This is a genomic window from Micromonospora sp. M42, from assembly GCF_000568915.1.
GTDB classification, from domain to species: domain Bacteria; phylum Actinomycetota; class Actinomycetes; order Mycobacteriales; family Micromonosporaceae; genus Micromonospora; species Micromonospora chalcea.
In genome coordinates this window covers 3,623,824-3,644,843 of the sequence record NZ_KK037233.1, presented here as the reverse complement: position 1 = coordinate 3,644,843, position 21,020 = coordinate 3,623,824, and the positions used below count along the sequence as shown (strand labels likewise).

General features: G+C 72.6%; 20 protein-coding genes. 7 read left to right on the top strand and 13 right to left on the bottom strand.

Annotation, left to right across the window (positions count from 1 at the left end; genetic code table 11):
• Nucleotides 1-31: 31 nt before the first annotated feature.
• Nucleotides 32-1,465 carry a rifampin monooxygenase gene (gene rox / locus MCBG_RS16510; protein ID WP_043326849.1) on the bottom strand — a complete coding sequence of 478 codons (1,434 nt, stop codon included), beginning with the start codon at nucleotides 1,463-1,465 and terminating at the stop codon, nucleotides 32-34.
• Nucleotides 1,466-1,537: 72 nt separating this feature from the next.
• A complete protein-coding gene (locus MCBG_RS16505; RefSeq protein WP_043326847.1) occupies nucleotides 1,538-2,476 on the bottom strand; it encodes a helix-turn-helix domain-containing protein in 939 nt (312 codons plus the stop codon).
• Nucleotides 2,477-2,569: 93 nt separating this feature from the next.
• Between MCBG_RS16505 and MCBG_RS16500 the strand changes: the two genes are divergently transcribed.
• A complete protein-coding gene (locus MCBG_RS16500; RefSeq protein ID WP_043326845.1) occupies nucleotides 2,570-3,577 on the top strand; it encodes a saccharopine dehydrogenase family protein in 1,008 nt (335 codons plus the stop codon).
• A 55-nt stretch (nucleotides 3,578-3,632) separates the two neighbouring features.
• Here MCBG_RS16500 and MCBG_RS16495 read toward each other — a convergent pair whose 3' ends face one another.
• Nucleotides 3,633-4,091, bottom strand: a complete 459-nt coding sequence (locus MCBG_RS16495) for a lamin tail domain-containing protein (protein WP_051611237.1) — start codon at nucleotides 4,089-4,091, stop codon at nucleotides 3,633-3,635.
• Nucleotides 4,092-4,380: 289 nt separating this feature from the next.
• Here MCBG_RS16495 and MCBG_RS16490 point away from each other — a divergent pair, with 289 nt between their 5' ends.
• The gene (locus tag MCBG_RS16490; RefSeq protein WP_043326843.1) at nucleotides 4,381-6,471 is read left to right on the top strand and encodes a cellulase family glycosylhydrolase; all 2,091 of its coding nucleotides are present in this window, start codon (nucleotides 4,381-4,383) and stop codon (nucleotides 6,469-6,471) included.
• A 110-nt stretch (nucleotides 6,472-6,581) separates the two neighbouring features.
• Entirely contained in the window at nucleotides 6,582-7,451 is an 870-nt protein-coding gene (locus MCBG_RS16485) for an alpha/beta fold hydrolase (protein ID WP_043326841.1), read from the top strand.
• A 6-nt stretch (nucleotides 7,452-7,457) separates the two neighbouring features.
• Here the strand turns inward: MCBG_RS16485 and MCBG_RS16480 are convergent, their stop codons facing one another.
• On the bottom strand, nucleotides 7,458-7,922 hold the full coding sequence (locus MCBG_RS16480; RefSeq protein WP_043326839.1) for a DUF1579 domain-containing protein: 465 nt from the start codon (nucleotides 7,920-7,922) through the stop codon (nucleotides 7,458-7,460).
• Nucleotides 7,923-8,025: 103 nt separating this feature from the next.
• On the opposite strand from MCBG_RS16480, the gene MCBG_RS16475 reads away from it, so the two are divergent.
• Nucleotides 8,026-8,481 (top strand): hypothetical protein, encoded by a 456-nt coding sequence (locus MCBG_RS16475; protein ID WP_140946430.1) that lies wholly within the window; start codon nucleotides 8,026-8,028, stop codon nucleotides 8,479-8,481.
• 225 nt (nucleotides 8,482-8,706) lie between these two features.
• On the opposite strand, the gene MCBG_RS16470 is transcribed toward MCBG_RS16475, so the two are convergent.
• The 4 genes from MCBG_RS16470 to MCBG_RS16455 all read right to left on the bottom strand — a co-directional run bounded on the left by MCBG_RS16470 (nucleotide 8,707) and on the right by MCBG_RS16455 (nucleotide 11,828).
• On the bottom strand, nucleotides 8,707-8,898 hold the full coding sequence (locus MCBG_RS16470; protein ID WP_043326835.1) for a hypothetical protein: 192 nt from the start codon (nucleotides 8,896-8,898) through the stop codon (nucleotides 8,707-8,709).
• 117 nt (nucleotides 8,899-9,015) lie between these two features.
• Nucleotides 9,016-9,735: a VOC family protein gene (locus tag MCBG_RS16465; protein ID WP_043326833.1), complete on the bottom strand. Its 720-nt coding sequence runs from the start codon at nucleotides 9,733-9,735 to the stop codon at nucleotides 9,016-9,018.
• A gap of 128 nt (nucleotides 9,736-9,863) precedes the next feature.
• Complete coding sequence (locus MCBG_RS16460) at nucleotides 9,864-11,096, bottom strand: DUF4352 domain-containing protein (protein WP_084789546.1); 1,233 nt, start codon at nucleotides 11,094-11,096, stop codon at nucleotides 9,864-9,866.
• A 75-nt stretch (nucleotides 11,097-11,171) separates the two neighbouring features.
• Complete coding sequence (locus tag MCBG_RS16455) at nucleotides 11,172-11,828, bottom strand: 4'-phosphopantetheinyl transferase family protein (protein ID WP_043326831.1); 657 nt, start codon at nucleotides 11,826-11,828, stop codon at nucleotides 11,172-11,174.
• 129 nt (nucleotides 11,829-11,957) lie between these two features.
• On the opposite strand from MCBG_RS16455, the gene MCBG_RS16450 reads away from it, so the two are divergent.
• Nucleotides 11,958-12,227, top strand: coding sequence for a hypothetical protein (locus tag MCBG_RS16450; RefSeq protein WP_043326829.1), 270 nt, complete (start codon nucleotides 11,958-11,960; stop codon nucleotides 12,225-12,227).
• Between the two features lie 51 nt (nucleotides 12,228-12,278).
• Here MCBG_RS16450 and MCBG_RS16445 read toward each other — a convergent pair whose 3' ends face one another.
• The 3 genes from MCBG_RS16445 to MCBG_RS16435 all read right to left on the bottom strand — a co-directional run bounded on the left by MCBG_RS16445 (nucleotide 12,279) and on the right by MCBG_RS16435 (nucleotide 16,316).
• Nucleotides 12,279-13,052 (bottom strand): hypothetical protein, encoded by a 774-nt coding sequence (locus MCBG_RS16445; protein WP_043326828.1) that lies wholly within the window; start codon nucleotides 13,050-13,052, stop codon nucleotides 12,279-12,281.
• A gap of 2 nt (nucleotides 13,053-13,054) precedes the next feature.
• Nucleotides 13,055-14,350, bottom strand: coding sequence for a VWA domain-containing protein (locus MCBG_RS16440; RefSeq protein ID WP_043326826.1), 1,296 nt, complete (start codon nucleotides 14,348-14,350; stop codon nucleotides 13,055-13,057).
• Nucleotides 14,351-14,636: 286 nt separating this feature from the next.
• Complete coding sequence (locus MCBG_RS16435) at nucleotides 14,637-16,316, bottom strand: dolichyl-phosphate-mannose--protein mannosyltransferase (RefSeq protein ID WP_043326824.1); 1,680 nt, start codon at nucleotides 16,314-16,316, stop codon at nucleotides 14,637-14,639.
• A gap of 92 nt (nucleotides 16,317-16,408) precedes the next feature.
• Here MCBG_RS16435 and rsmI point away from each other — a divergent pair, with 92 nt between their 5' ends.
• Nucleotides 16,409-17,248, top strand: a complete 840-nt coding sequence (rsmI, locus tag MCBG_RS16430; RefSeq protein ID WP_043326822.1) for a 16S rRNA (cytidine(1402)-2'-O)-methyltransferase — start codon at nucleotides 16,409-16,411, stop codon at nucleotides 17,246-17,248.
• A 60-nt stretch (nucleotides 17,249-17,308) separates the two neighbouring features.
• Here rsmI and MCBG_RS16425 read toward each other — a convergent pair whose 3' ends face one another.
• Nucleotides 17,309-18,136: a hypothetical protein gene (locus MCBG_RS16425; RefSeq protein WP_223201245.1), complete on the bottom strand. Its 828-nt coding sequence runs from the start codon at nucleotides 18,134-18,136 to the stop codon at nucleotides 17,309-17,311.
• 127 nt (nucleotides 18,137-18,263) lie between these two features.
• Here MCBG_RS16425 and metG point away from each other — a divergent pair, with 127 nt between their 5' ends.
• The gene (metG, locus tag MCBG_RS16420) at nucleotides 18,264-20,066 is read left to right on the top strand and encodes a methionine--tRNA ligase (RefSeq protein ID WP_043330658.1); all 1,803 of its coding nucleotides are present in this window, start codon (nucleotides 18,264-18,266) and stop codon (nucleotides 20,064-20,066) included.
• 57 nt (nucleotides 20,067-20,123) lie between these two features.
• Here the strand turns inward: metG and MCBG_RS16415 are convergent, their stop codons facing one another.
• On the bottom strand, nucleotides 20,124-20,975 hold the full coding sequence (locus MCBG_RS16415; protein WP_043326820.1) for an alpha/beta fold hydrolase: 852 nt from the start codon (nucleotides 20,973-20,975) through the stop codon (nucleotides 20,124-20,126).
• Nucleotides 20,976-21,020: the final 45 nt, after the last annotated feature.

Sequence of the window (21,020 nt, the reverse complement as noted above, 5' to 3'; positions counted from 1 at the left end):
AGCTGATCATTGCCGAGTCCGTGCGCCGTCGCTACCCGCGAACCGTCCCGCCGCCGAACCATCTGGTCAGCGCGCCCTCCAACGTCCGCTGGTCGTCGCCCACCCAGACCACGTGACCGTCCGGCCGCAGCAGCGCCGCCGGCACGTCCAGCTCGTCGCCGGTGCCGGCGACGAGCCCGACCCGGTCGGCCCAGCCGTCCACCGACAGCTTCCCGGTCCCGTCCAGCAACAACCCGCCGCCGGTACGCATCAGCTCGTACAGGCGTCCCTGCGGCAGCGGTACGTCGCGTAGCCGCCGCCCGAGCAGAGGATGACCCTCGCCGACGTCGTACCTGACGCTGATCGCGGTGACCTTCTCGATCAGGTAGCGGTTGACCTCGTCGAAGTCCATGAGCTGCGTCAGCACCTGCCGTACCGCCTGCGGTCCGGGCTCGTTCGTGGTCAGCAGCATCTGCGCGCGTGTGTTCGTCAGCACGTCGGCGGCCACCGGGCGCCGCTCGGACTCGTAGGTGTCGAGCAGATCGTCCGGCGCCCACCCGTTCACCGCCGCTGCCAGCTTCCAGCCCAGGTTGAACGCGTCCTGGATGCCCAGGTTGAGCCCCTGCCCGCCCAGCGGCGGGTGGACGTGCGCGGCGTCGCCGGCCAGGAACACCCGCCCGACCCGGTAGCGCTCGGCCAGCCGGGTCGCGTCGCCGAAGCGGGACAGCCAGCGGGGCGAGTGCACGCCGAAGTCGGTGCCGGCGTACGCGGTCAGTTGCCGTTTGAAGTCGTCGAGCGCCGGCGGCGCCGAGGTCACGTCGGCCGCCGGCACGACCACCCGGAACACGCCGGGCGTGCCCGACGGCCCGAGCCCGAACCGCTTCTCGGTGCGGCGTACCTCGGTCATGATCGTGGTGATCTCGTCCGGGGAGGCGGTCACCTCCATCTCGCCCAGCAGCGTGTCGACTGTCGACGGCTCGCCGGGGAATCCGACGCCGAGCAGCTTCCGGACGGTGCTGCGCCCACCGTCGCAGCCGACGACGAACCGCGCCCGAAGCGGCGGCGCACTCGCGGAGTCGAGGTGGACCGTCACGCCGTCGTCGTCCTGCTCCAGCCCGGTCACCGCACTGCCGCGCCGGATCTCGGCCCCGACCTCGGCCGCGTGGTCGGCGAGCAGCCGGTCGGTGAGCGTCTGCGGGATGCCGAGCACGTACGGGTGGGCGGTGTCCAGATCGGCGGGGGCGGGCTTGTCGATGCCGGCGAAGAAGCCCCGGATCGGGTGCTTGCCGCCGTTGTCGAGGAACCGCTCCAGGAGCCCCCGCTGGTCCATCACCTCGATGCTGCGGACGTGCAGTCCGAGCGAGCGCACGTACGGCGGCGGCTCGGCGTCGCGCTCCAGCACGAGCACGCCGATGCCCTGGAGGCGCAACTCGCTCGCCAGCATCATGCCGGTCGGCCCGCCGCCGACCACGATCACGTCGAACACAGCTTCCCCCGTGCCGATTGTCAGGCGACCGTCCCCTCGGGCGGCACGAACCGACCATAGCCGTTGTGCCGGTCAGCCTCGGCGGAACGTCCGGCGGTAGGTGTCCGGCGGCACGCCAACTGTGCGGTGGAAGTGCCGGCGCAGCGTCGTCGCCGTACCCATGCCTGACGCCTCCGCGACGGCGTCGATGCTGTCGTCGGTGTTCTCCAGCAGTTCCTGCGCCCGCCGGATGCGCTGCATGGCCAGCCACTGCGACGGTGTGGCGCCGGTCGCGGCGGTGAAGTGCCGGACCAGGTTGCGGGTGCTCATGTTCGCCTGGCGGGCCAGGTCGGCGACGGTGAGCGGGCGGTCCAGCCGCGCCATCGCCCATGGGAGCAGCGCGGCGAGCGGGTGGTCCTCGCGGGCCGGGACCGGGGTGGTGACGTACTGGGCCTGGCCGCCGGCGCGGTGCGGCGGCACGACCAGGCGGCGGGCGACCGCGTTGGCGACTGTGGAGCCGTGGTCGCGGCGGATCAGGTGCAGGCAGAGGTCGATCGCGGCGGCCTTGCCGGCGGAGGCGAGCACGGTGCCGTTGTCGACGTAGAGCACGTCCGGGTCGACGTGCACGCGGGGGTAGCGGGCGGCGAGCGCCTCGGTGTGCGCCCAGTGGGTGGTGGCGCGCAGCCCGTCGAGGATGCCGGCGGCGGCGAGCACGAACGCGCCGGTGCAGAGGGAAACCATCCGGGCACCTGCCGCGTGGGCGGCGCGGACCGCCTCGACCAGATCGGACGGCGGGTCGGCGTCGGTGTCCTCGATCGCCGGGACGATCACCGTGTCGGCGCGGGCCAGGTGGTCCAGTCCGTGGTCGGGCGTGATGGCGAACCGGCCGACGCCGACCGGGCCGGGGCCGCAGACCACCAGGTCGTACCAGGGGTCGGCCAGCCCGGTCGGGTCGCGGACGAAGATCTCGCAGGCCGCGGCCAGTTCGAAGTGCAGCATCCCGTCGGTGGCGGCGAGCGCGATGGTGGCCATGTCCGAAACTGTACGGGCATTGGCGTTTGCGACACTGGCTCGGCGCTCGGCGCCCGGCGAGGATCATTCCAGTCGATCTTCTGAGGGGGCGTCATGCGGGTGGCGGTGTTCGGGGCGTACGGGCACACCGGGCGGTTCGTGGTGGCGGAGCTGCGCGAGCGGGGGTACGAGCCGCTGCCGCTCGGGCGCGACGCCGGGAAGCTGGCGGTCGCGTTCCCGGCGGGGGAGCACCGGGTGGCGTCGGTGGACGATCCGGGTTCGCTGGACCGGGCGCTGGCCGGGGCGGCGGCGGTGGTCAACTGCGCCGGGCCGTTCGCCTCGACCGCGGGCCCGCTGATCGAGGCCGCGCTGCGCGCCGGGATTCCCTACGTCGACGTGGCGGCCGAGATCGAGGCCAACCGGGACACGTTCGCGCACTACGCCGAGCGTGCCGAGGCGGCCGGTGTCGCGGTGGTGCCCGCCATGGCGTTCTTCGGCGGACTCGGTGACCTGCTGGTCACCGCCGCGATGCGGGACTGGACGGCGGCCGACGAGGCGCACGTCGCGTACGGGCTGAGCAGCTGGCACCCGACGGCCGGGACGGTCGCCTCCGGCGTCGTCTCGCGCGAGCGCCGCGACGGCCGGCGGGTCCGCTTCACCGACGGGCGACTGGTGTACGCCGACGGCGACCTGCCCCGGCTGGACTGGGAGTTCCCGGCGCCGCTGGGCGTGCGGCCGGTGCTCGGCGAGTTCACCATGGCCGACGTGGTGACGGTGCCGAGTCACCTGGACATCCCGGAGGTGTGCACGTACATGACCGCCGACGCGGCCCGCGACCTGGCGGCGGGGGACGCTCCGGCCGGTGTGGACGAGCGGGGCCGGTCCGCGCAGACGTTCACCGTCGACGTGGTCGTGCGTGCCGGTGACGTCCGGCGGCGGGTGGTAGCCCACGGGCGGGACATCTACGCGATCAGCGCGCCGCTCGCGGTCGAGGCGGTGCACCGTTTGCTCACCGGGCGTACCCGGGTCAAGGGTGTCGCCTCGGCCGGCCGGATCTTCGACGCGCCGGACTTCCTGCGCGCGCTGTCGGACCACCTCACCGTGCGGTCGCTCGCGGCGTGACGGACGGAGACGGCCGGCCCCCCGGATCGGGTGGGCCGGCCGTTTCGCGGCGTGGTCAGCAGCTGGTGTAGCCGCGGCCGCCCTTGCCCCAGCTGCAGCTGTCGACCAGGCTGCCGGAGGGGTTGCGCAGGTAGGCGGTGTCGCCGTCGTTGTTCCAGACGTACGCGGCGCGGCCCCAGTAGCGGTGGGTGCCCTTGTTGGTGCCCTTGCCGGTGTGGATGACGATGCTGTTCCCGGCGGCCACCTTGAAGTCGCCGGTGAACGAGTAGACGTGGCCGGCCTTGTCGCGCACGTAGTAGCCCTTGAGGTTCTGGACCGTCTTGCGCTTGTTGGTCAGCTGGACGTACTCGGCGTTCAGGCTCGCGTTCGAGCGGGTGTCCTTGCCGGGGGAGTCGTAGTACACCTTGGTGATCATGAAAGGCGGCGTGGCGGCCTGGGCCGGAGCGGCGGCGGCGAACGTGCCGGCGAGGGCGATGGTGATCGCCGACGCGATGCCGAGAAGCCTTCTGCGCACGATGTCCCCTTGAGGTCAGAGCGGTGTTGGCGGGCGAGAGCGTAGCGAGGATTCCCGGCCGAAATTGTTCCCACGAGGCGTGTCCGGCGGGTTTCGGACCGGCTGGCGGGTCCGGTGTGGCCGGTCGTCGAACCGGCCCGGTCGGTGGGGTGAGGCCGGGACGCCGGAACGGTTGCGCATCCACATACGCCGATTGACAATGTTTGGAATCCAAACTTATTCTCGCGCTGGGCGGGTGCGCGCCCCGCCCTCCCCGTCCACGCGCCCACCCCACCACGAAGGAACCACCATGTTCCGCTCTTTCCGTACCGCCCGATTGCGGGTCGGCCTGGTCGCGGCGACCGCCGCCACACTCGTGGCCGGCACCGCACTGCTGGCGACGAACGCCCAGGCGGCGGCCGGCTGCCGCGTCACCTACACGACCGCCAGCCAGTGGCCCGGCGGCTTCACCGCGAACGTCGACGTGACGAACCTCGGTGACCCGGTAAGCGGCTGGACCCTGCGCTGGACGTTCCCGTCCGGCCAGCGGGTCACCCAGGCGTGGAGCGCCACGGTCACCTCCTCCGGCGCCGACGTCACCGCCACGAACGTCGGTTACAACGGCGCGATCGCCACGAACGGCACCGTCTCGTTCGGCTTCAACGGCTCCTGGACCGGCGCGAACACCGCGCCCACCGCGTTCACGCTCAACGGCGTGGCCTGCACCGGCGGCGTCGGCGGAACCACCCCGCCCCCGCCGACCACCCCGCCGCCCACCACGCCACCGCCCACGACCCCGCCGCCGGCGGGCAACGCGATGGCCGCCGTCGCCGCCATGCAACCCGGCTGGAACCTCGGCAACTCCTTCGACGCGGTCGGCGCGGACGAGACCGCCTGGGGCAACCCGCGGGTCACCGAGGCGCTGCTGGACAACGTCCGGGCGCAGGGCTTCAACAGCATCCGCATCCCGGTGACCTGGAGCAACCACCACGGCGCCGCGCCGAACTACACGATCGACTCCGCCTGGCTCAACCGCGTACGCGAGGTGGTCGGCTGGGCGCTCGCCGACGGCTTCTACGTGGTGCTCAACATCCACCACGACTCGTGGCAGTGGATCAACACGATGCCCACCGACCGCACAGGCGTGCTGAACCGCTACAACGCGCTCTGGACCCAGATCGCCGCCGCGTTCAAGGACTCCTCGCCGAAGCTGACCTTCGAGAGCGTCAACGAGCCGCAGTTCACCGGCAGCTCCGGCGACGCGCAGAACGCCACGCTGCTCAACGAGCTGAACACGTCGTTCCACCGCATCGTCCGCCAGTCCGGCGGAAACAACGCCACCCGGCTGCTCGTCCTGCCGACCCTGCACACCTCCGCCGAGCAGGCCCGGGTGGACGAGCTGGTCAGCACGTTCAACACGCTCAACGACCCGAACCTGATCGCCACCGTGCACTTCTACGGGTACTGGCCGTTCAGCGTGAACGTCGCCGGCGGCACCAAGTTCGACGCGACGGTCCAGCAGGACCTGACCGACCAGTTCGACCGCGTCTACAACGCCTTCGTCACCCGCAACATCCCGGTGATCATCGGCGAATACGGGCTGCTCGGCTTCGACCGGCACACCGGCACCATCGAGCAGGGCGAGAAGCTGAAGTTCTTCGAGTTCCTCGGCCACTACGCGCGCAGCCGCAAGCTGACCACCCAGCTCTGGGACAACGGCCAGCACTTCGACCGCACGTCGTTCGTGTGGAAGGACCCCGAGCTGTTCGCGCAGATCAAGTCGAGCTGGACCACCCGCTCCGGCACCGCGTCCAGCGACCAGGTGTACGTGCCGCGCACCGGCACGATCACCGCCAAGAGCCTGACGCTCAACCTGAACGGCACCACGTTCCAGGGGCTGCGCCAGGGCACCACCGACCTGGTCAACGGCACCGACTACACGGTCTCCGGCAGCACGCTGACGCTCACCGCGTCGGCGCTCACCCGGCTGGTCGGCTCCCGCGCGTACGGCGTGAACGCCAACCTCCAGGCACGCTTCTCCGCGGGCGTGCCGTGGCGGATCAGCATCATCACGTACGACCCGCCGGTGCTCTCCAACGCGACCGGCACCACCGCCGCGTTCACGCTCCCGGCGCAGTTCCGCGGCGACCAGCTCGCCACCATGGAGGCCCAGTACGCGGACGGCAGCAACGCCGGCCCGCACAACTGGACCTCGTACAAGGAGTTCGACGTGACGTTCTCGCCGAACTACACCGGCAACACGATCGCGCTGAAGCCGGAGTTCTTCGCCGAGGTCAACGACGGTCAGCGGGTCACCCTGACGTTCCACTTCTGGAGCGGCACGAAGCTGACCTACTACGTGACGAAGTCCGGCAGCACCGTCACCGGCACGGTGAGCTGACGGCGACGGCACGGCTCGCGGCGGTGGGCGTCGACACCGCCGCGAGCCGGTCCCGGCGGAGTTCCCCGCCGGACCGATGAGTTCCCGGGCCGGCGACGGTCGACAGAGGCATGAACACGCTTACTCTGCAGACGCCCGAGGTCGACCTCGTCTACGACATTCGCACGCCGAGCGCCGCCGACGCCGGACACCGCCCGCTGTTCATGATCGGCCAGCCCATGTGCGCCGACGGCTTCGCCACGCTGGCCTCGTACTTCCCGGACCGGACCGTCGTCACGTACGACCCGCGCGGGCTCGGGCGCAGCGTCCGCAAGGACGGCCGCGGCGACGACGTGCCCGAGGTCCAGGCCCGGGACGTACGCGACATCATCGACGCCCTCGGCACGGGACCGGTGGACATGTTCGCCAGCAGCGGCGGCGCGGTGACCGCGCTCGCCCTGGTGGCCGCGTACCCGGACGCGGTGGCCACGCTCGTGGCGCACGAGCCGCCGCTGGTCCAGGTGCTTCCCGACGCCGAGGCAGCCCGGCGGGCCATGGCCGCCTGCCAGGAGGCGTACCAGAAGAGCGGCTGGGGCGCGGGTATGGCGGCGTTCATCGCCATGACGTCGTGGCGGGGCGAGTTCACCGACGAGTACTTGGCCCAGCCGCTGCCCGACCCCGCCGCGTTCGGCATGCCGACCGAGGACGACGGCAGCCGGGACGACCCGCTGCTCTCCGACCGCGCCGCGGCGGTCACCCGCTTCCGGCCGGACGTGGACGCGCTGCGCGCGGCGCGTACCCGGGTCGTCGTCGCGGTGGGCGAGGAGTCGGCGGACACCTTCACCGGACGCACGTCGGTGGCCGCGGCCGAGCTGCTCGGCGGCAAGGCCGCGGTCTTCCCCAGCCACCACGGCGGATTCCTGGGTGAGGAGATGGGCCACGCCGGGCAGCCGGAGGCGTTCGCGCGCCGGCTGCGGGAGATCCTCGACGGCGCCGCCTGACCGGACTCAGGCGCGGCGCACGTCGGTGACCATGACCGGGTAGGGGCCGGCCGGCATGTCAGCCCCCGCCTGGTCGGCGGGAACCACGTTCTCCATCCGCAGCCGCAGGGTGGCCGGGTCGGCGGTGTCCACCGTGATCCGCCACTCCCATCCGTCGCCGTACCCGGCGCTCAGCTCGACCGCCGCCGCGCCGCCCGCCGTGCCGGTCAGCGTCATCGGCGTCGGCTGCTGGTGCCACGAGTCGCCCCACCAGGCGACGAGCGAGCCCGGCTGCTCGCTGGCGGCGATCACCAGCAGACCGTCCTGCGGCCCGTCGCCCGGATGGGCCCACGAGTACGAAACGGTGGTCAGGTGGCCACCGGCGGCGGTCGCGACGGTGGCGGTGGCCGGCGACTCGGCGAGCGGATCGGCGGGCATCAGACGGAAACCGCTGGTGCCGGCCCAGGACCCGGTGACGTCAGTGAGAACCATCGCCCCAGGATAGGAACCACCCCCGACACCGCCCGCCGATGCGGATCACGCGGCGCGCCACCGGGCCCGGTCCTCGCCGGCCTTGCGCGTGCACCGCATCAGCGTGCCCTTGGCGGTACGGCCGGTCGCGCCGACCGGCGAGCAGAAAGCGCCAGGGTGGACGGCGCCCTGGACGGTGCCGGTGGACGGCCTGGTGGTCCGGGGCGCGCTCGTGGTCCGCTTCGGTGTCGGCTTGGGCGTGGTCCGCTTCGGCTTCGGCCGGGGCGCCGGACGCGCGGTCGCGGTCTGCGGCGACGGCTCGGCGGCCCGCGTCGTCGGCGGAGCGGGCGGCGAGTCGGTCGGTGCGGCGACGTTCGAGGGCGAGCCGGACGAGTGGGCGGCAGGGGGCGGATCGGCGCTGCGCGCGGTCGCGGTCGAGGCGGCGCTGATCGACGCGGGCTTCTCGTCCGTCGCGCCGCCGACGGCGGCGATCCCGCCGCCGCAGCAGCACAGCACCAGCACGCCGCCGGACACGAGCACGGCTTTCGTGCCGCCGGAAAGCCGGCGCCACCAGGACTGATTCGGTATCGGCCATGATCTCTGCGGTGATGGCTTGGTCACGCAACTCAGTCTGCTTGCGTCATCAATGATTGCGATTGGTCAACTGGCGCGTTTCGCATCGACGCTCGGCGACCCGTGCCGCCGATCCGTCGAGACACACAAGCCGATCATCGTGGATGACCGGACGCCGAGAGATCTTGGAAGATTTCGGCCCCTATGGCAGCCGTTTGCTTCCAAGATCTGGCTAGGCGGTGAAGTTGTCGTCGGCGTCGCGGGCGTCCTCCTGGATGTGCTCGCCGGGGCGCTTGCCGCGGATCTCGTCCAGTTCCCGCACCCGGTCGGCCTCGGCGTGTTCGTCCTGGTTAAGGTCACCCAGACGGGCCCGGGCCGGACCGGCCAGGTTCTCCAGGTCGTTGTTCGCCCGTTCGACGCTCATGCCGCCTCCCCGGATCGTCGCGTGGCGGCCCTCGCCGCCTGCCACGTCGCGTCCCCGCTGACCCGCACGGCAAACCGCCGCCACCGGATCGGCGTCAGCCCGCATCCGGCCGGCCGGTCATGCGGTCGGCAGGGCCGTGAGCAGCTCCTCGGCGTGCCGCAGCGTGTCGCCCAGCCGGACGCGCGACTCGTCGTCCAGTGGGACCGACCGGGCCTGCCGTACCCGTTCCCGGGCGGCCTCCGGCTCCCCGAGTTGCAGCGCCATCTCGGCCCGGTAGACCAGCGCCTCCACCAGGACGGCGGGGTCGTCGGCCGCGTCGGGCCGGGCCAGCGCGCCGTCGAGGATGCGCGCGGCCTGAGCGGGATTACCGCGCGAGTCGCCCTGCACCACGGCGTTGCCGAGCGTACGGGCGAGCCCGCCCCGGTCGTCGTCGGCGTCGGGCGTCGAGGCCCGGGCCACGAACCGGATCCAGTTGCCGCCCGGATCGACGATGCTGAACCCGGAATGCCCGTCCTGGTTGCGGCGGGGCCGGGGCCGGGTCATCCGGGGTACGCCGGCGACCAGCACCTTGCCGTACGTGGCGCGCATGCCGTCGGCGAAGGCGCGGTGCAGGACGGTCAGGTCGTCGACCACCACCAGGCAGGAGCCGTACGAGTCGGCGGGGTCGAACCCGGGCATCCCGAAGAAGTGCAGGTTGAGGTCCTCCCGGCGCAGGGCCAGGTACGGGTTGGGGCGCTCCTGCCGGTGCGTCACCTCGAAGCCGAGCGCCTGGTAGAAGGGCGCCACGTCGTCAAGTGAGCGGCAGGGCAGCAGCGGGATGGTCGTCTCGTTCGCCATGCTCCGAGCCTGGCCACCGGGAGCGCCCACGCGCACATGGAAAGGCCCGAACGGCCGACGGGCATTGTCCGAACGGGCACCGGGGCCGGTCCGAGACGGACCGGCCCCGGTGCGGGGTCAGGCGCGGGTCAGGGCTTCCAGGACCCGGCGGTACGGAAGCGGTGCTTGTACTCGACGACGCCGTTCTGGTCCTTGACGTCGAAGATGAGCTGACCGCTGCGCTTGGAGCCGGCGGGCAGGTTGTTGCCCGAGGTCATCAGCTTGCCGCACCCCGAGAAGGCGCCACCGATGCCGTTCTCCTCGGTGCCGTCCTCGGCCACCCAGGAGAAGTAGAACGGGTTGATCGAACCGGTGCCCTTGGTGATCTCGGCGGTCACGTCGGCGATCAGGAACATGCCCTTCTTCGGGCCGGGCATGATCTCGTTGCAGGCGGAGTTCCGGGTCCGGAAGTTGCCGACGGTGATCTCGATGGTGCCGTCGGTGTCGTTGACGATCAGCTTGTCGCCGGCCGGCATGTTGAAGGTCTTGTCGTCGGTGGTGCCCGGCTGCGGCGTGCCGGTGGGGCCGCCGGTCGGGGTCTGCTCGTCCGGGACGCCGTAGGTGACGCCCGGCGTGGGCAGCGAGTCAACCGCCTCCTGGGCCTTGTTCACGCCGCTGTAGACGGCGAAGATGCCGCCACCGCAGCAGAGCAGCAGCAGGAGCGCCGCGACGATGCCGATCGTGATCCAGACGTTCTTGTTCGACTTCTTGGCCGGCGGTCCGAACGGCGCTCCCGGCTGATACGGCGCGCCTGCGGGCGGGTACGGCTGCCCACCGCCCGGCGGCGGGTAGCCCCCCGGCTGCTGATACGCCGCGCCCGGCTGCTGGTACTCACCGCCCGGGGGCGGGTACGCGGCGCCCGGCGGCTGGTACTCACTGCCCGGGGGCGGGTACGCGGCGCCCGGCTGCTGGTACTCGCCTCCCGGCGGCTGATACGCCGCGCCCGGGGGCTGATACTCACTGCCGGGCGGCGGGTACGGCGCGCCCGAGGTCGGCGGCGCCGGCGGGAACGCCTGGGTGGGAGCGGGCGGCGGGTACTGCTCACCCGGCCCCGGCTGCGGCGGGTACGGCGCCCCGGAGGCCGGCGGATACGGTGCTCCCGACACCGGCGGCTGCGGCGGCCCCGACACCGGCGGCTGCGGCGTGCCCGGAGGCGGTGGGTAGGGCGCGCCCGAGATCGGGGCCGTCGGCGCGTCCGGGGCGGGCGGCGGCTCGTAGGGGTCGCTCGGCGGCATCGGCGCGGTGGGGAACGCCTGCGTCGGCGGTTCCGGCGGCTGCTGGTTCGGGTCCGGTGACCCGGACGGAGGCTGAGGGTGGCTCACCGTACTCCTTGGGGCGCCTTCGGGATTTCAGTCGGAACGACGGTACAAGCCGGGGTCAACCCGGCCGACAGGGCGTCATCGATGTGGCAGGACGGCGGCGGTGCGGACCAGATCGTCGTCCACCGCGAACCGTCCGGTCACGCGCGACGGCGGGTCGGCCACCGGAGCGGCGGCGAGCCGGGCCGGCTCGATCTCGGCGTGGAACGTGCCCGCCTGCGGGTCCAGCGTGACGCGCGCGTCGGCGAAGCCCAGCCAGGTCCCGACGAGCGGGTGCCAGACCTTGTAGACGGTTTCCTTGGCGCTGAACAACACGGTCGGCCAGGGCATCCCGGCCGGCAGCCGGGCCAGGTCCGCCTCCTCGTCGGGGCGGCACACCTTCCGCCGTACCCCGGGGGAGAGCGGGCGGTGCCGCTCGGCGTCGATGCCGACGGCGCGCACGTCGGCGGCGCGGGCGGCGGCGGCCGCGCAGTAGTCCCGGGTGTGGGTGATCGCGCCGACGACGCCGGGCGGCCAGACCGGGGCCCGGTCCGCGCCGGCCGGCACCGGCGTGCCGGTCAGGCCGAGCGTGGCGAGTGCCCGGCGGGCGCAGACCCGGCCGGCGGTGAAGTCGCGGCGGCGGTGGAGCACCGCGCGCTCGCCCAGGGCGGCTCGTTCGGCCGGGAGCAGCTCGCCGGACCAGTCGGCCGGGCCGGCCACCGACACGGCGACCACGGCCGGCAGCAGATCACGCACGTGCGACGGATGACGGAGGCACGCGGTGAACGTACCGTAACGCTGGGGCGTGCGGTGGCGCTGAAGGTGTGTTGCGGGGAGGCAACCGGCCCATCACGACCACGATTCCGAACAGGGAAGGAGCGGCGGATGACGCGTGGCGCGGAGGCACCGGGGAGGCGGGACGGCGAGCACGTGCCGGTGACCCCCGACTGGACCTGCGGCTCGTGCGGTGACGAATGGCCCTGCGCCACGAAACGTCACCACCTGCTCAGCGAGTACCAGGTGGATCGGGCGTCGTTGAGCGTCTATCTCGGCTCCTGCCTGGCCGCGGCCACGCAGGATCTGCGCTCCGTGCCGGTCACCGCGCTCCAGGACCGGTTCATCGGCTGGGTGCCGCGCGGCTCGAGGACGATCTGAGCTCCCGGTGGCCGTCGTGTCGGGTTCACGACGGCCACCGGGAGTGGTCCTTCAGCCGCGGCGGGGCCGCCGGGTGAGCGCGAAGCCGACCACGCCGGCCACGGCGGCGAGCACGCCGCCCACGCCGGTCCACACCCAGCGCGAGCCCGCGTCGGGGAGCCAGCCGGTCAGGTCGGTCTCCTCCTCGGCCACCGGCTCGGGGGTCGGCTCGGCGGCCAGCACCGTGCCGGCCCTGGTGTTCGGCACCAGCGGCGCGGCCAGCTCGCCGTCGTCGCCGGACGCGCCGCCCTCGTCGGTGGCGCCGACGAGCATCTCCACCTCGACCGGCAGGCCGAGGTCGGGCTCGGGCAGGTCGGTGACGGAGAGCCGGACGTAGTAGGTGCCGGGCAGCGGGTCGCCCGACCACGGCTCGGCCCACGGCCGTACCCGGCGCAGCGTGCAGCCGAGCGCCACGCTCGTGGCCGCCGCGTCCGCTGTCGGCGTCTGCGCGCCGGCCGTGCACGCCTGCCGGCGGCGCAGCCCGTCGAAGACGTCGACGGTCCAGGTGGACGCGCCGGTGCGTCGCTTCGGGAACGTGACGGTGGCGGTGATCTCGTGCACCTGCCCGGCGTCGGCCCGGAACGACCAGTACAGGTGGTCGCCGGTCGACGCGCCCACCTGCACCGGCTGCCCGGCGGTGACGGTGGTGGCGGTGAGGAACGAGGTGCCGGCCTTGGTCACAGTGGTCGCGCCCGGTGACGGACTGGGCGCGGCCAGGGCCGCCGCCGGGGTGAGCGCGAGACCGACGGCGGTGGTCGCCGCCGCGGCGCGGATCAGCGTACGCATGCTCAGTTCACCCTCCACGTGTGCACCCACCAGCGGGTGAGCAGTCCGGCGACCAGCCCGGTGAGCAGTCCGGCCAGCGTGAGCAGGAGCAGCAGCACCCAGCCGCGGCCGAGGTCCGGCCCGTCCGGGGCGGGGGAGGCGGCGACCACGTCGACCGTGAGCTCCACCGGCATACCCGGCTGGGTCTGCGTGCCGGGCTTGGCCGCGAAGGAGTTGCTGACCACCAGGCAGACGGTTCGCACGGCCTGCTCCGCGCCGGGGCTCGGCTCCGGGCTCGGGCCGTCGTCGTCCTCCTCCTCGGCGGCCGACCAGCGCAGTCCGGCGGAGACCACGTCGGTGCGCCCGCTTCCGGCGTCGACGCCGCGGACCAGTTCCCGCCCGTCCGGCGCAGTGGCGCGCAGCAGCACGCCGTAGTCCGGGTTGACCGGCCGGTCCAGCGCGACGCTCACCGAGGCGCGCAGCTCCTGGCCGGGCCGCACCGGCACCCGGTACCAACGGTGCTCGGAGAACGCCTCCCGGTCGCTGTAGACGCCGGGGGCGAGCAGCGGCGCGCCCTGGCACGCCGCGCCGCCGCCGACCACCGCCGGGGTGGCCGTGTACGTGTCCCGGGCCCGGTCGACGAGCTGCTTGATCCGGCCGGTCAGCTCGTCGGCGCTCTGCGCCGCCGTGTAGGTGCCGCCGGTCGCGCCGGCGATGCAGAGCAACTGCTTGCGTACCTTCTCGTCCGGGGCGAGGCCGAGCGTGTCCACGACGAGCCGGGTGCCCTGGGCGGCCAGCTCGCGCGCCACCTCGCACGGGTCGGGCGGGGCGCAGGTGTCCTCACCGTCGGTGATCAGCACGATCCGGCGGGCGGTGCTGCCGGTGCCCAGGTCCTGCGCGGCGGAGCGCAGCGCCAGCCCGACCGGTGTGAAACCGGTCGGTCGCAGCCCGGCGACGGCGGCCTTGGCCTGGGTACGGTCCACCGGGCCGACCGGCACGATCTGCTGGGTGTCCAGGCAGCCCTGCTTCTTGTCCTTGCCCTGGTAGGTGGCGCCGAGCACCCGGATGCCGAGCTGTGTCTCGTCCGGCAGGGCGTCGACCACCTCGTTGAACGCCTGCTGCGCGACGGAGATCCGGCTGCGCCCGTCGATGTCCCGGGCCCGCATCGAGCCACTGACGTCGAGGACCAGCTCCACCTTGGGTGGCTCGGCGACGGGCTCGGAGGTCTCGTCGTCGGCCCCGGCGGGGCTCGGTCCGATCAGCGCGGCGGCCGTCAGCAGTCCGAAGAGGACAATCGTCGATCGTCTCTTGTTGATCACCGGGCGAAGTGTAGTGAGATCCACTTTGGAAGATCATCCGGGTCCGGCGTCCCTCTGCTCCTGCCTGGTGCCGGAGATCGAACCCGTTATGTTCCCGCAGGATGACCCACTGTTAGATGCCGGAGGTGAACCTTTCGGCAGTGGCGTGCCCGTCGCAAATCTGACCGGCCCGCACCCGTTGTGCCCGTGCCGGAGTGTGGTTAAGCTCTGTCTTGCGCGCCCCAATCGCCCGCTTCCCCCGTGGCAGGCGATCGGGGCGCGCTTCTTTGTGCCGGCGCCCGCGCCTCTAGATCCAGCGGCCGTCCAGCCACATCCGCGCCGACCACTCCGCGTACGGCAGCACCCGGCCCACGAAGATCGGGTAGAAGTACGCGAAACAGAGCGCCACCAGCAACACGTAGGCGCCCGCGATGATCCCGCCCACCATCCGCCGATCCCGTAGCTGCTGCGGATCGGGCGGCGCGGCCGTAGCGGTCGTCGCGGTTACCGGCGCCGGAGTGGTGATCGCGCCGAGCACATAGACCACCGCCAGCACCAGGAACGGCACCGCGGGCGCGGCGTAGAAGGAGAACATCGTCCGGCCGTCGAGCGCGAACCAGAACCACGGCAGCAGGCCGGCGGCGATGCTGAGCAGGATCGCGCCCGCCCGCCAGTCCCGCCGGGCCAGGCCGAGCCAGGCGGTCGCGGCGATCGCCGGCAGGAACGACCACCACAGCAGCGGCGTGCCCAGCAGCAGCACCTCCGACGCGCAGCTCGGCGCGCCACAACTGCCGTCCCCGGACCAGTGGAACGCCACCGGGCGGCCGAGCAGCAGCCACTGCCACGGCCAGGACTGGTACTTGTGCGGGTCGTCGAGCTGGGTGTGGAAGCCGTACGAGGCCTTGTGGTATTCCCACAGGTTGTTCAGCGCCCCGATGAACGGGGTGTCGCTCAGCTCCGGGTTGTTCGGGTAGCGCTCGGCCAGGCGGTAGTAGCCCTCGTCGCTGAGCAGCCAGCCCGACCAGGTCGCGACGTAGGTGACCACCATCAGCACGCCGGCCGCGAGCAGCCAGGGCAGCTCGTCCAGCACCGCGTCACGCCACGGACGGCGAACCCCTGCCGAACGGCGGACGCCCACCTCCCAGAACAGCACCAGCAGCGCGAACGCCGGCACGAAGTAGATCGCGCTCCACTTGACCGAGCAGGCACAGCCGAGCAGCACCCCGGCCGCCAGCCGCCACCACGGCCAGTTCCGCCAACCGGACGGAGGCCGCCCGGCCCGCCCCGGCCGGGTCGGGTCGAGCCCGGCCTCCAGGGCCCGCGTCCAGCGCCGTCGCCGGGCGTCCCGGTCGAGCACCAGCGCGCCGAACGCGGCCAGCACGAACAGCAGCAGGAAGATGTCGAGGATGGCCGTGCGGGACAGCACCAGGTGGAACCCGTCGAGCGCGAGCAGCAGGCCCGCCGCGCAGCCCAGCACCGTGGACCGGAACATCCGCCGGCCGATGCGGACCAGCAGCAGCACCGACAGTGTGCCGGCCACCGCCGCGCCGAACCGCCAGCCGAACTCCGGCGACGTCGTGATCAGGTGGCCCGGCACCGAGACGCCGCTGTCCGCGTCCTGGTAGCCGAAGGCCCACTCGCCGATCCCGATCATCCACTTGCCCAGCGGTGGATGCACCACGTACGAGGGGCCGTTGTCCTTGTAGTTCCACTCGACGCCGCGGTCGATCAGCCCGTACGCGTCCTTGGCGTAGTAGGTCTCGTCGAAGACCTTGCCGGGCGGGAAACTGAGCCCCACGAAGCGCAGGATCGCCGCGATCGCCACCACCACGGCTGTGGCCAGCCACGCCTGCCCCCGACCGATGCGGTCGTCGACGGTGGCGAGCCGGCGCCGCACGGCGGCGGGCAGCCCGCCCCCGCTGCCGTCGCCGCGCTCGGCGGTGGAAGGGTCCGGGTTCGCGCTCTGTGCTGTCGACGCACTCGTCACCCGGCGATCGTAGGCTGCGAGGGTGCCCGGTGGCGTCCATCGTCTCCGAAATTGGTACGACCATCGATGAGGGAGCACGCGCCGTGGGGGAAATGTCCGAGGTCGGACGGCTGGTGTTGCTCGGCGCGCCGCTGGGCAACCCGGCCGACGCGTCCGCCCGGTTCCGGGAGGTGCTGGCCGTCGCCGACGTGGTCGCCGCCGAGGACACCCGGCGGCTCACCCGGCTCGCCCGCGACCTCGACGTGACGGTGCCCGGCCGGATCGTCTCCTACTTCGAGGGCAACGAGGAGCGGCGCACCCCGGAGCTGGCCGAGGTGCTCGTCGCCGGCTACACGGTCGCGCTGGTCACCGACGGAGGCATGCCGAGCGTCTCCGACCCCGGATACCGGCTGGTCCGGGCCGCCCTGGACGCGGGCGTGCCGGTCACCGCCGCGCCCGGACCGAGCGCCGTCACCACCGCGCTGGCGCTGTCCGGGCTGCCCTGCGACAGGTTCTGCTTCGAGGGCTTCCTGCCCCGTACCCCCGGCGCCCGCCGCTCCCGCCTGCGGGCGCTCGCCGCCGAGGACCGCACGCTGGTGTTCTTCGAGGCGCCGCACCGCATCGCCGGCGCGCTGGCCGACCTGGCCGAGGCGTTCGGCGCCGACCGGCCCGCCGCGCTCTGCCGCGAGCTGACCAAGACGTACGAGGAGGTGGTCCGCCGTCCGCTCGGCGAGCTGGCCGAGTGGGCCGCCGACGGCGATCCCCGGGGTGAGATCACGCTCGTCGTGGCGGGCGCGCCGGCCATGCCCGCGGTCCGGCCCGACGACGACACGCTGCGCGCCGCGGTGGCCGAGCGCGAGGCGGCCGGGCTGTCCCGGCGCGACGCGATCACCGAGGTCGCCACCGCGTACGGGCTGCGACGGCGCGAGGTGTACGCGGTGGTGCACAGCTGAAAGGAAGGGCCCCTTCTTAACGCCTGCGGTAGAGGAAGGGCCCCCTCTTAACACCTCACCTCACCAGGCGGCGGCCAGGAACCCGACGGTGATCAGCGCCGGCCCGGCCAGCCCCAGGCCGACCGCCCAGCGCCGCTGCCGCTCGTCCGCGAGCCGGGTCGCGCCGGTCCACCGGGCGATCCCGGCGGCGCACCCGGCCACCAGCGCCAGCCCGAGCAGCCAGCGCAGGTGCTGTCCGGGGCCGGTGTCCGTGTAGGCGGTCGACCCGTCCGGCCCGGTCATCCGGGCCGGCAGCAGGGTGCCGGTGGCGGTCCGCCCGGCCGGTACGCCACTGACCCGTACGCCGTGGGCCTGGAACCGGTCGCCGTCGGCCAGGAAGATCCCCCGGCAACGTTGGGTGAGCCCGCCGCCCGCGCACTCGGTGATCATCACGGTGCCGCCTGTCGAATGCCCCGCGGCCAGCCAGAACGGCCCCGCGCTCACCCAGGCGAAGAACGCGGCGAGCAGGCTCAACGCCAGCAGCACGGCGAGGCCGACGGGCGGGGTCGGCGGGAGGACCGGGCGGGCCGGCGCCCGCCGGCCCGGTGGCCGGGCGGGGAGCGGGTGCGGCTCGTCGCGCAGCGGCGTGCCGTCCCAGTGCACCTCCTCGATCGGCGCCCAGCCGCCCGCCTGCGCGGCCCTGCGCTGCCAGCGGGGCTGCCGCACCGGCACCCGGCTCGGCACCGCGTCCACCGGCGCGCCGGTGGTCGGCTCCACCTCGACCGGCGGGTCCGCCGGGTCGAGCCGGGGCTGCGGCGCGACGGGCGCGCCCGCCGGGGCGGGTCGCGCCCGCCGGGTGGTGGCCGCCGACGGCTCCGGCGCCGCTGGTCTGTTGGTCACGATGTTCATTTCACACCGGTACGCCCGGCTTGCGGTGAAGCTCACGCCGCGTGTCGGCGACAAATCGGACGTACGGCCGGCGCCTGCCGCCCATTGGTTCGCGGCCCGCCCACCGCAATCACTAGGCTTGCTGCTCATGAGTCACGTTCTCGCCGCGGTCGCCTGGCCCTACGCCAACGGCCCGCGCCACATCGGCCACGTATCCGGATTCGGCGTTCCCTCCGACGTCTTCGCCCGGTACATGCGGATGGCCGGCCACGACGTGCTCATGGTCTCCGGCACCGACGAACACGGCACCCCGATCCAGGTGCAGGCCGACGCCGAGGGAGTCACCCCGCGCGAACTGGCCGACCGCTACAACCGGGTGATCGCCGAGGACCTGCGGGCGCTGGGCCTGTCGTACGACCTGTTCACCCGCACCACCACGCGCAACCACTACGCGGTGGTGCAGGAGCTGTTCACCGGCCTGTACCGCAACGGCTACATCGTCCCGAAGGTCACCACCGGCGCGATCTCCCCGTCCACCGGCCGGACGCTGCCCGACCGCTACATCGAGGGCACCTGCCCGATCTGCGGCTACGACAGCGCGCGCGGCGACCAGTGCGACAACTGCGGCAACCAGCTCGACCCGATCGACCTGATCGACCCCAAGTCGAAGATCAACGGGGAGACGCCGGAGTTCGTCGAGACCGAGCACTTCTTCCTCGACCTGCCCGCCCTGGCCGACGCGCTGCGGCAGTGGCTGGACAACCGCGAGGGCTGGCGCCCCAACGTGCTGCGGTTCTCCCGCAACCTGCTCGACGACCTCCAGCCCCGGGCCATCACCCGCGACCTGGAGTGGGGCGTGCCGATCCCGCTGGACGACTGGCGGGACCGGCCGGACAAGCGGATCTACGTCTGGTTCGACGCGGTCATCGGCTACCTGTCCGCGTCCATCGAGTGGGCCCGCCGCACCGGCGACCCGGAGGCCTGGCGCAAGTGGTGGTCGGCGGACGGGGAAGGGAAGGACGCCCGCTCCTACTACTTCATGGGCAAGGACAACATCGTCTTCCACTCGGTGATCTGGCCGGCGCTGCTCGGCGGCTACTCCGGTGAGGGGGCCCGCGACGGCGAGCCGGGCGAGCTGGGCCGGCTCAACCTGCCCACCGAGGTCGTCTCCAGCGAATACCTCACCATGGAGGGGCGGAAGTTCTCCTCCTCCCGCAAGGTGGTCATCTACGTCCGGGACTTCCTGGAGCGCTACGACGCCGACGCGCTGCGCTACTTCATCGCGGTGGCCGGCCCGGAGAGCAACGACACCGACTTCACCTGGGCCGAGTTCCTGCGCCGCAACAACGACGAACTGGTCGCCGGCTGGGGCAACCTGGTCAACCGGTCGGTGTCGATGGCGGCGAAGAACTTCGGCGCCGTCCCGCCGGTCGACCCGGCCGGGCTCACCGAGGCCGACCAGGCGCTGCTGGACACCGCGAAGGCGGGCTTCGCCACCGTCGGCGACCTGATCGCCCGGCACCGGCAGAAGCAGGCCATCGGCGAGGCCATGAAGGTCGTCGCCGAGGCCAACAAGTACCTCTCCGAGCAGGCGCCCTGGAAGCTCAAGGGCGAGGACGACAAGCCCCGCATGGGCACCATCCTGCACGTCGCGCTCCAGGTGGTCAGCGACGCCAACACGCTGCTCACCCCGTTCCTGCCGCACTCCGCCCAGAAGATCCACGAGCTGCTCGGCGGCACCGGCACGCACGCCCCGATGCCGGTGATCGAGGAGGTCGACGACCTCGACGGCGGGCCGTCGTACCCGGTGCTGACCGGTGACTACACGGTCGGGGCGCGCTGGGAGTCCGTACCCCTGGAGGTGGGCCGGCCGCTCGCGGCGCCGAAGCCGGTGTTCCGCAAGCTCGACCCGTCCATCGTCGAGGAGGAGCTGGCCCGGCTGGCCGGCTGAGCACGCGCGCGAACCGCGGCCCCGGGGATCTCCCCGGGGCCGCGATCGTCCGCCGGGTCAGGCGGTCGCCATGCTCGGCTTGCCGATGAACTCCATGATGGCCTTGTTGACCTCGGTGGGATGGGTCCACGGCGTGCCGTGCGGCGCACCCTTCAACGTGACCAGCTTGGCGTCGGACAGCATGTTCACCAGCCGCTGGCCCGTCACCGGGAACGGCAGCACGTTGTCCTTGTCGCCCTGGATGATCAGCACCGGCACGTCGATGTTCGGCAGGTCACCGCGGAAGTCGGTCTGCCAGGCGTCCACCGAGTCGTGGGTGCCCTTGGCCGACGCCTGCGCGCCGATCTGCCAGTGCGCGTGGTACGCCTCGTCGCTGACCAGCTTCCCCCGGTTCTCGCTGGCGTTGAAGAACGCGTCGCAGAACTGGGTCAGGTAGGCGAACCGGTCCTGGATGATCGCCTTCTGGAACCCCTCGAACATGCTCTTGTCGACGCCCTCCGGGTCGTCGGGCGTCTTCAGCAGGTACGGCGCCAACGGGGCCAGCAGGACCGCCCGGTCCACCCGGTCCGACCCGTACGCGCCCAGGTAGCGGGTCACCTCACCGGTGCCCATGGAGTGCCCGACCAGGATCGCGTTGCGCAGGTCCAGCTCGGTCATCAACACGTCCAGGTCGGCGGCGAACGTGTCGTAGTCGTAGCCCATGGCCGGCTGCGCGGAGTTGCCGAACCCACGCCGGTCGTACGTGATCACCCGGTACCCGGCGTTCAGCAGCGGACCGCTCATCTTCTCCCAGGTCGCCCCGTTGAACGGGAAACCGTGGATCAGCACGATCGGCTGACCGGAACCGTGATCCTCGTAGTACAGGTCGATGGGTGCGGAGTTCTCCGTACCGACGGTGACGAAAGGCATGTCGGGATTCCCCCTCAGCGCGGGCTTCTCGGACCCCAACGGCTT

What these genes read in the sequence shown, in the direction of transcription:
- MCBG_RS16445 (WP_043326828.1), bottom strand. Translation starts at nt 13,052, where the DNA reads ATGCGTACGCTGATCCGCGCCGCGGCGGCGACCACCGCCGTCGGTCTC.
- MCBG_RS16425 (WP_223201245.1), bottom strand. Translation starts at nt 18,136, where the DNA reads ATGAACATCGTGACCAACAGACCAGCGGCGCCGGAGCCGTCGGCGGCC.
- MCBG_RS16415 (WP_043326820.1), bottom strand. Translation starts at nt 20,975, where the DNA reads ATGCCTTTCGTCACCGTCGGTACGGAGAACTCCGCACCCATCGACCTG.
- MCBG_RS16485 (WP_043326841.1), top strand. Translation starts at nt 6,582, where the DNA reads ATGAACACGCTTACTCTGCAGACGCCCGAGGTCGACCTCGTCTACGAC.
- rsmI (WP_043326822.1), top strand. Translation starts at nt 16,409, where the DNA reads ATGTCCGAGGTCGGACGGCTGGTGTTGCTCGGCGCGCCGCTGGGCAAC.
- MCBG_RS16470 (WP_043326835.1), bottom strand. Translation starts at nt 8,898, where the DNA reads ATGAGCGTCGAACGGGCGAACAACGACCTGGAGAACCTGGCCGGTCCG.
- MCBG_RS16505 (WP_043326847.1), bottom strand. Translation starts at nt 2,476, where the DNA reads ATGGCCACCATCGCGCTCGCCGCCACCGACGGGATGCTGCACTTCGAA.
- MCBG_RS16500 (WP_043326845.1), top strand. Translation starts at nt 2,570, where the DNA reads ATGCGGGTGGCGGTGTTCGGGGCGTACGGGCACACCGGGCGGTTCGTG.
- MCBG_RS16465 (WP_043326833.1), bottom strand. Translation starts at nt 9,735, where the DNA reads ATGGCGAACGAGACGACCATCCCGCTGCTGCCCTGCCGCTCACTTGAC.
- MCBG_RS16480 (WP_043326839.1), bottom strand. Translation starts at nt 7,922, where the DNA reads ATGGTTCTCACTGACGTCACCGGGTCCTGGGCCGGCACCAGCGGTTTC.
- MCBG_RS16490 (WP_043326843.1), top strand. Translation starts at nt 4,381, where the DNA reads ATGTTCCGCTCTTTCCGTACCGCCCGATTGCGGGTCGGCCTGGTCGCG.
- metG (WP_043330658.1), top strand. Translation starts at nt 18,264, where the DNA reads ATGAGTCACGTTCTCGCCGCGGTCGCCTGGCCCTACGCCAACGGCCCG.
- MCBG_RS16450 (WP_043326829.1), top strand. Translation starts at nt 11,958, where the DNA reads ATGACGCGTGGCGCGGAGGCACCGGGGAGGCGGGACGGCGAGCACGTG.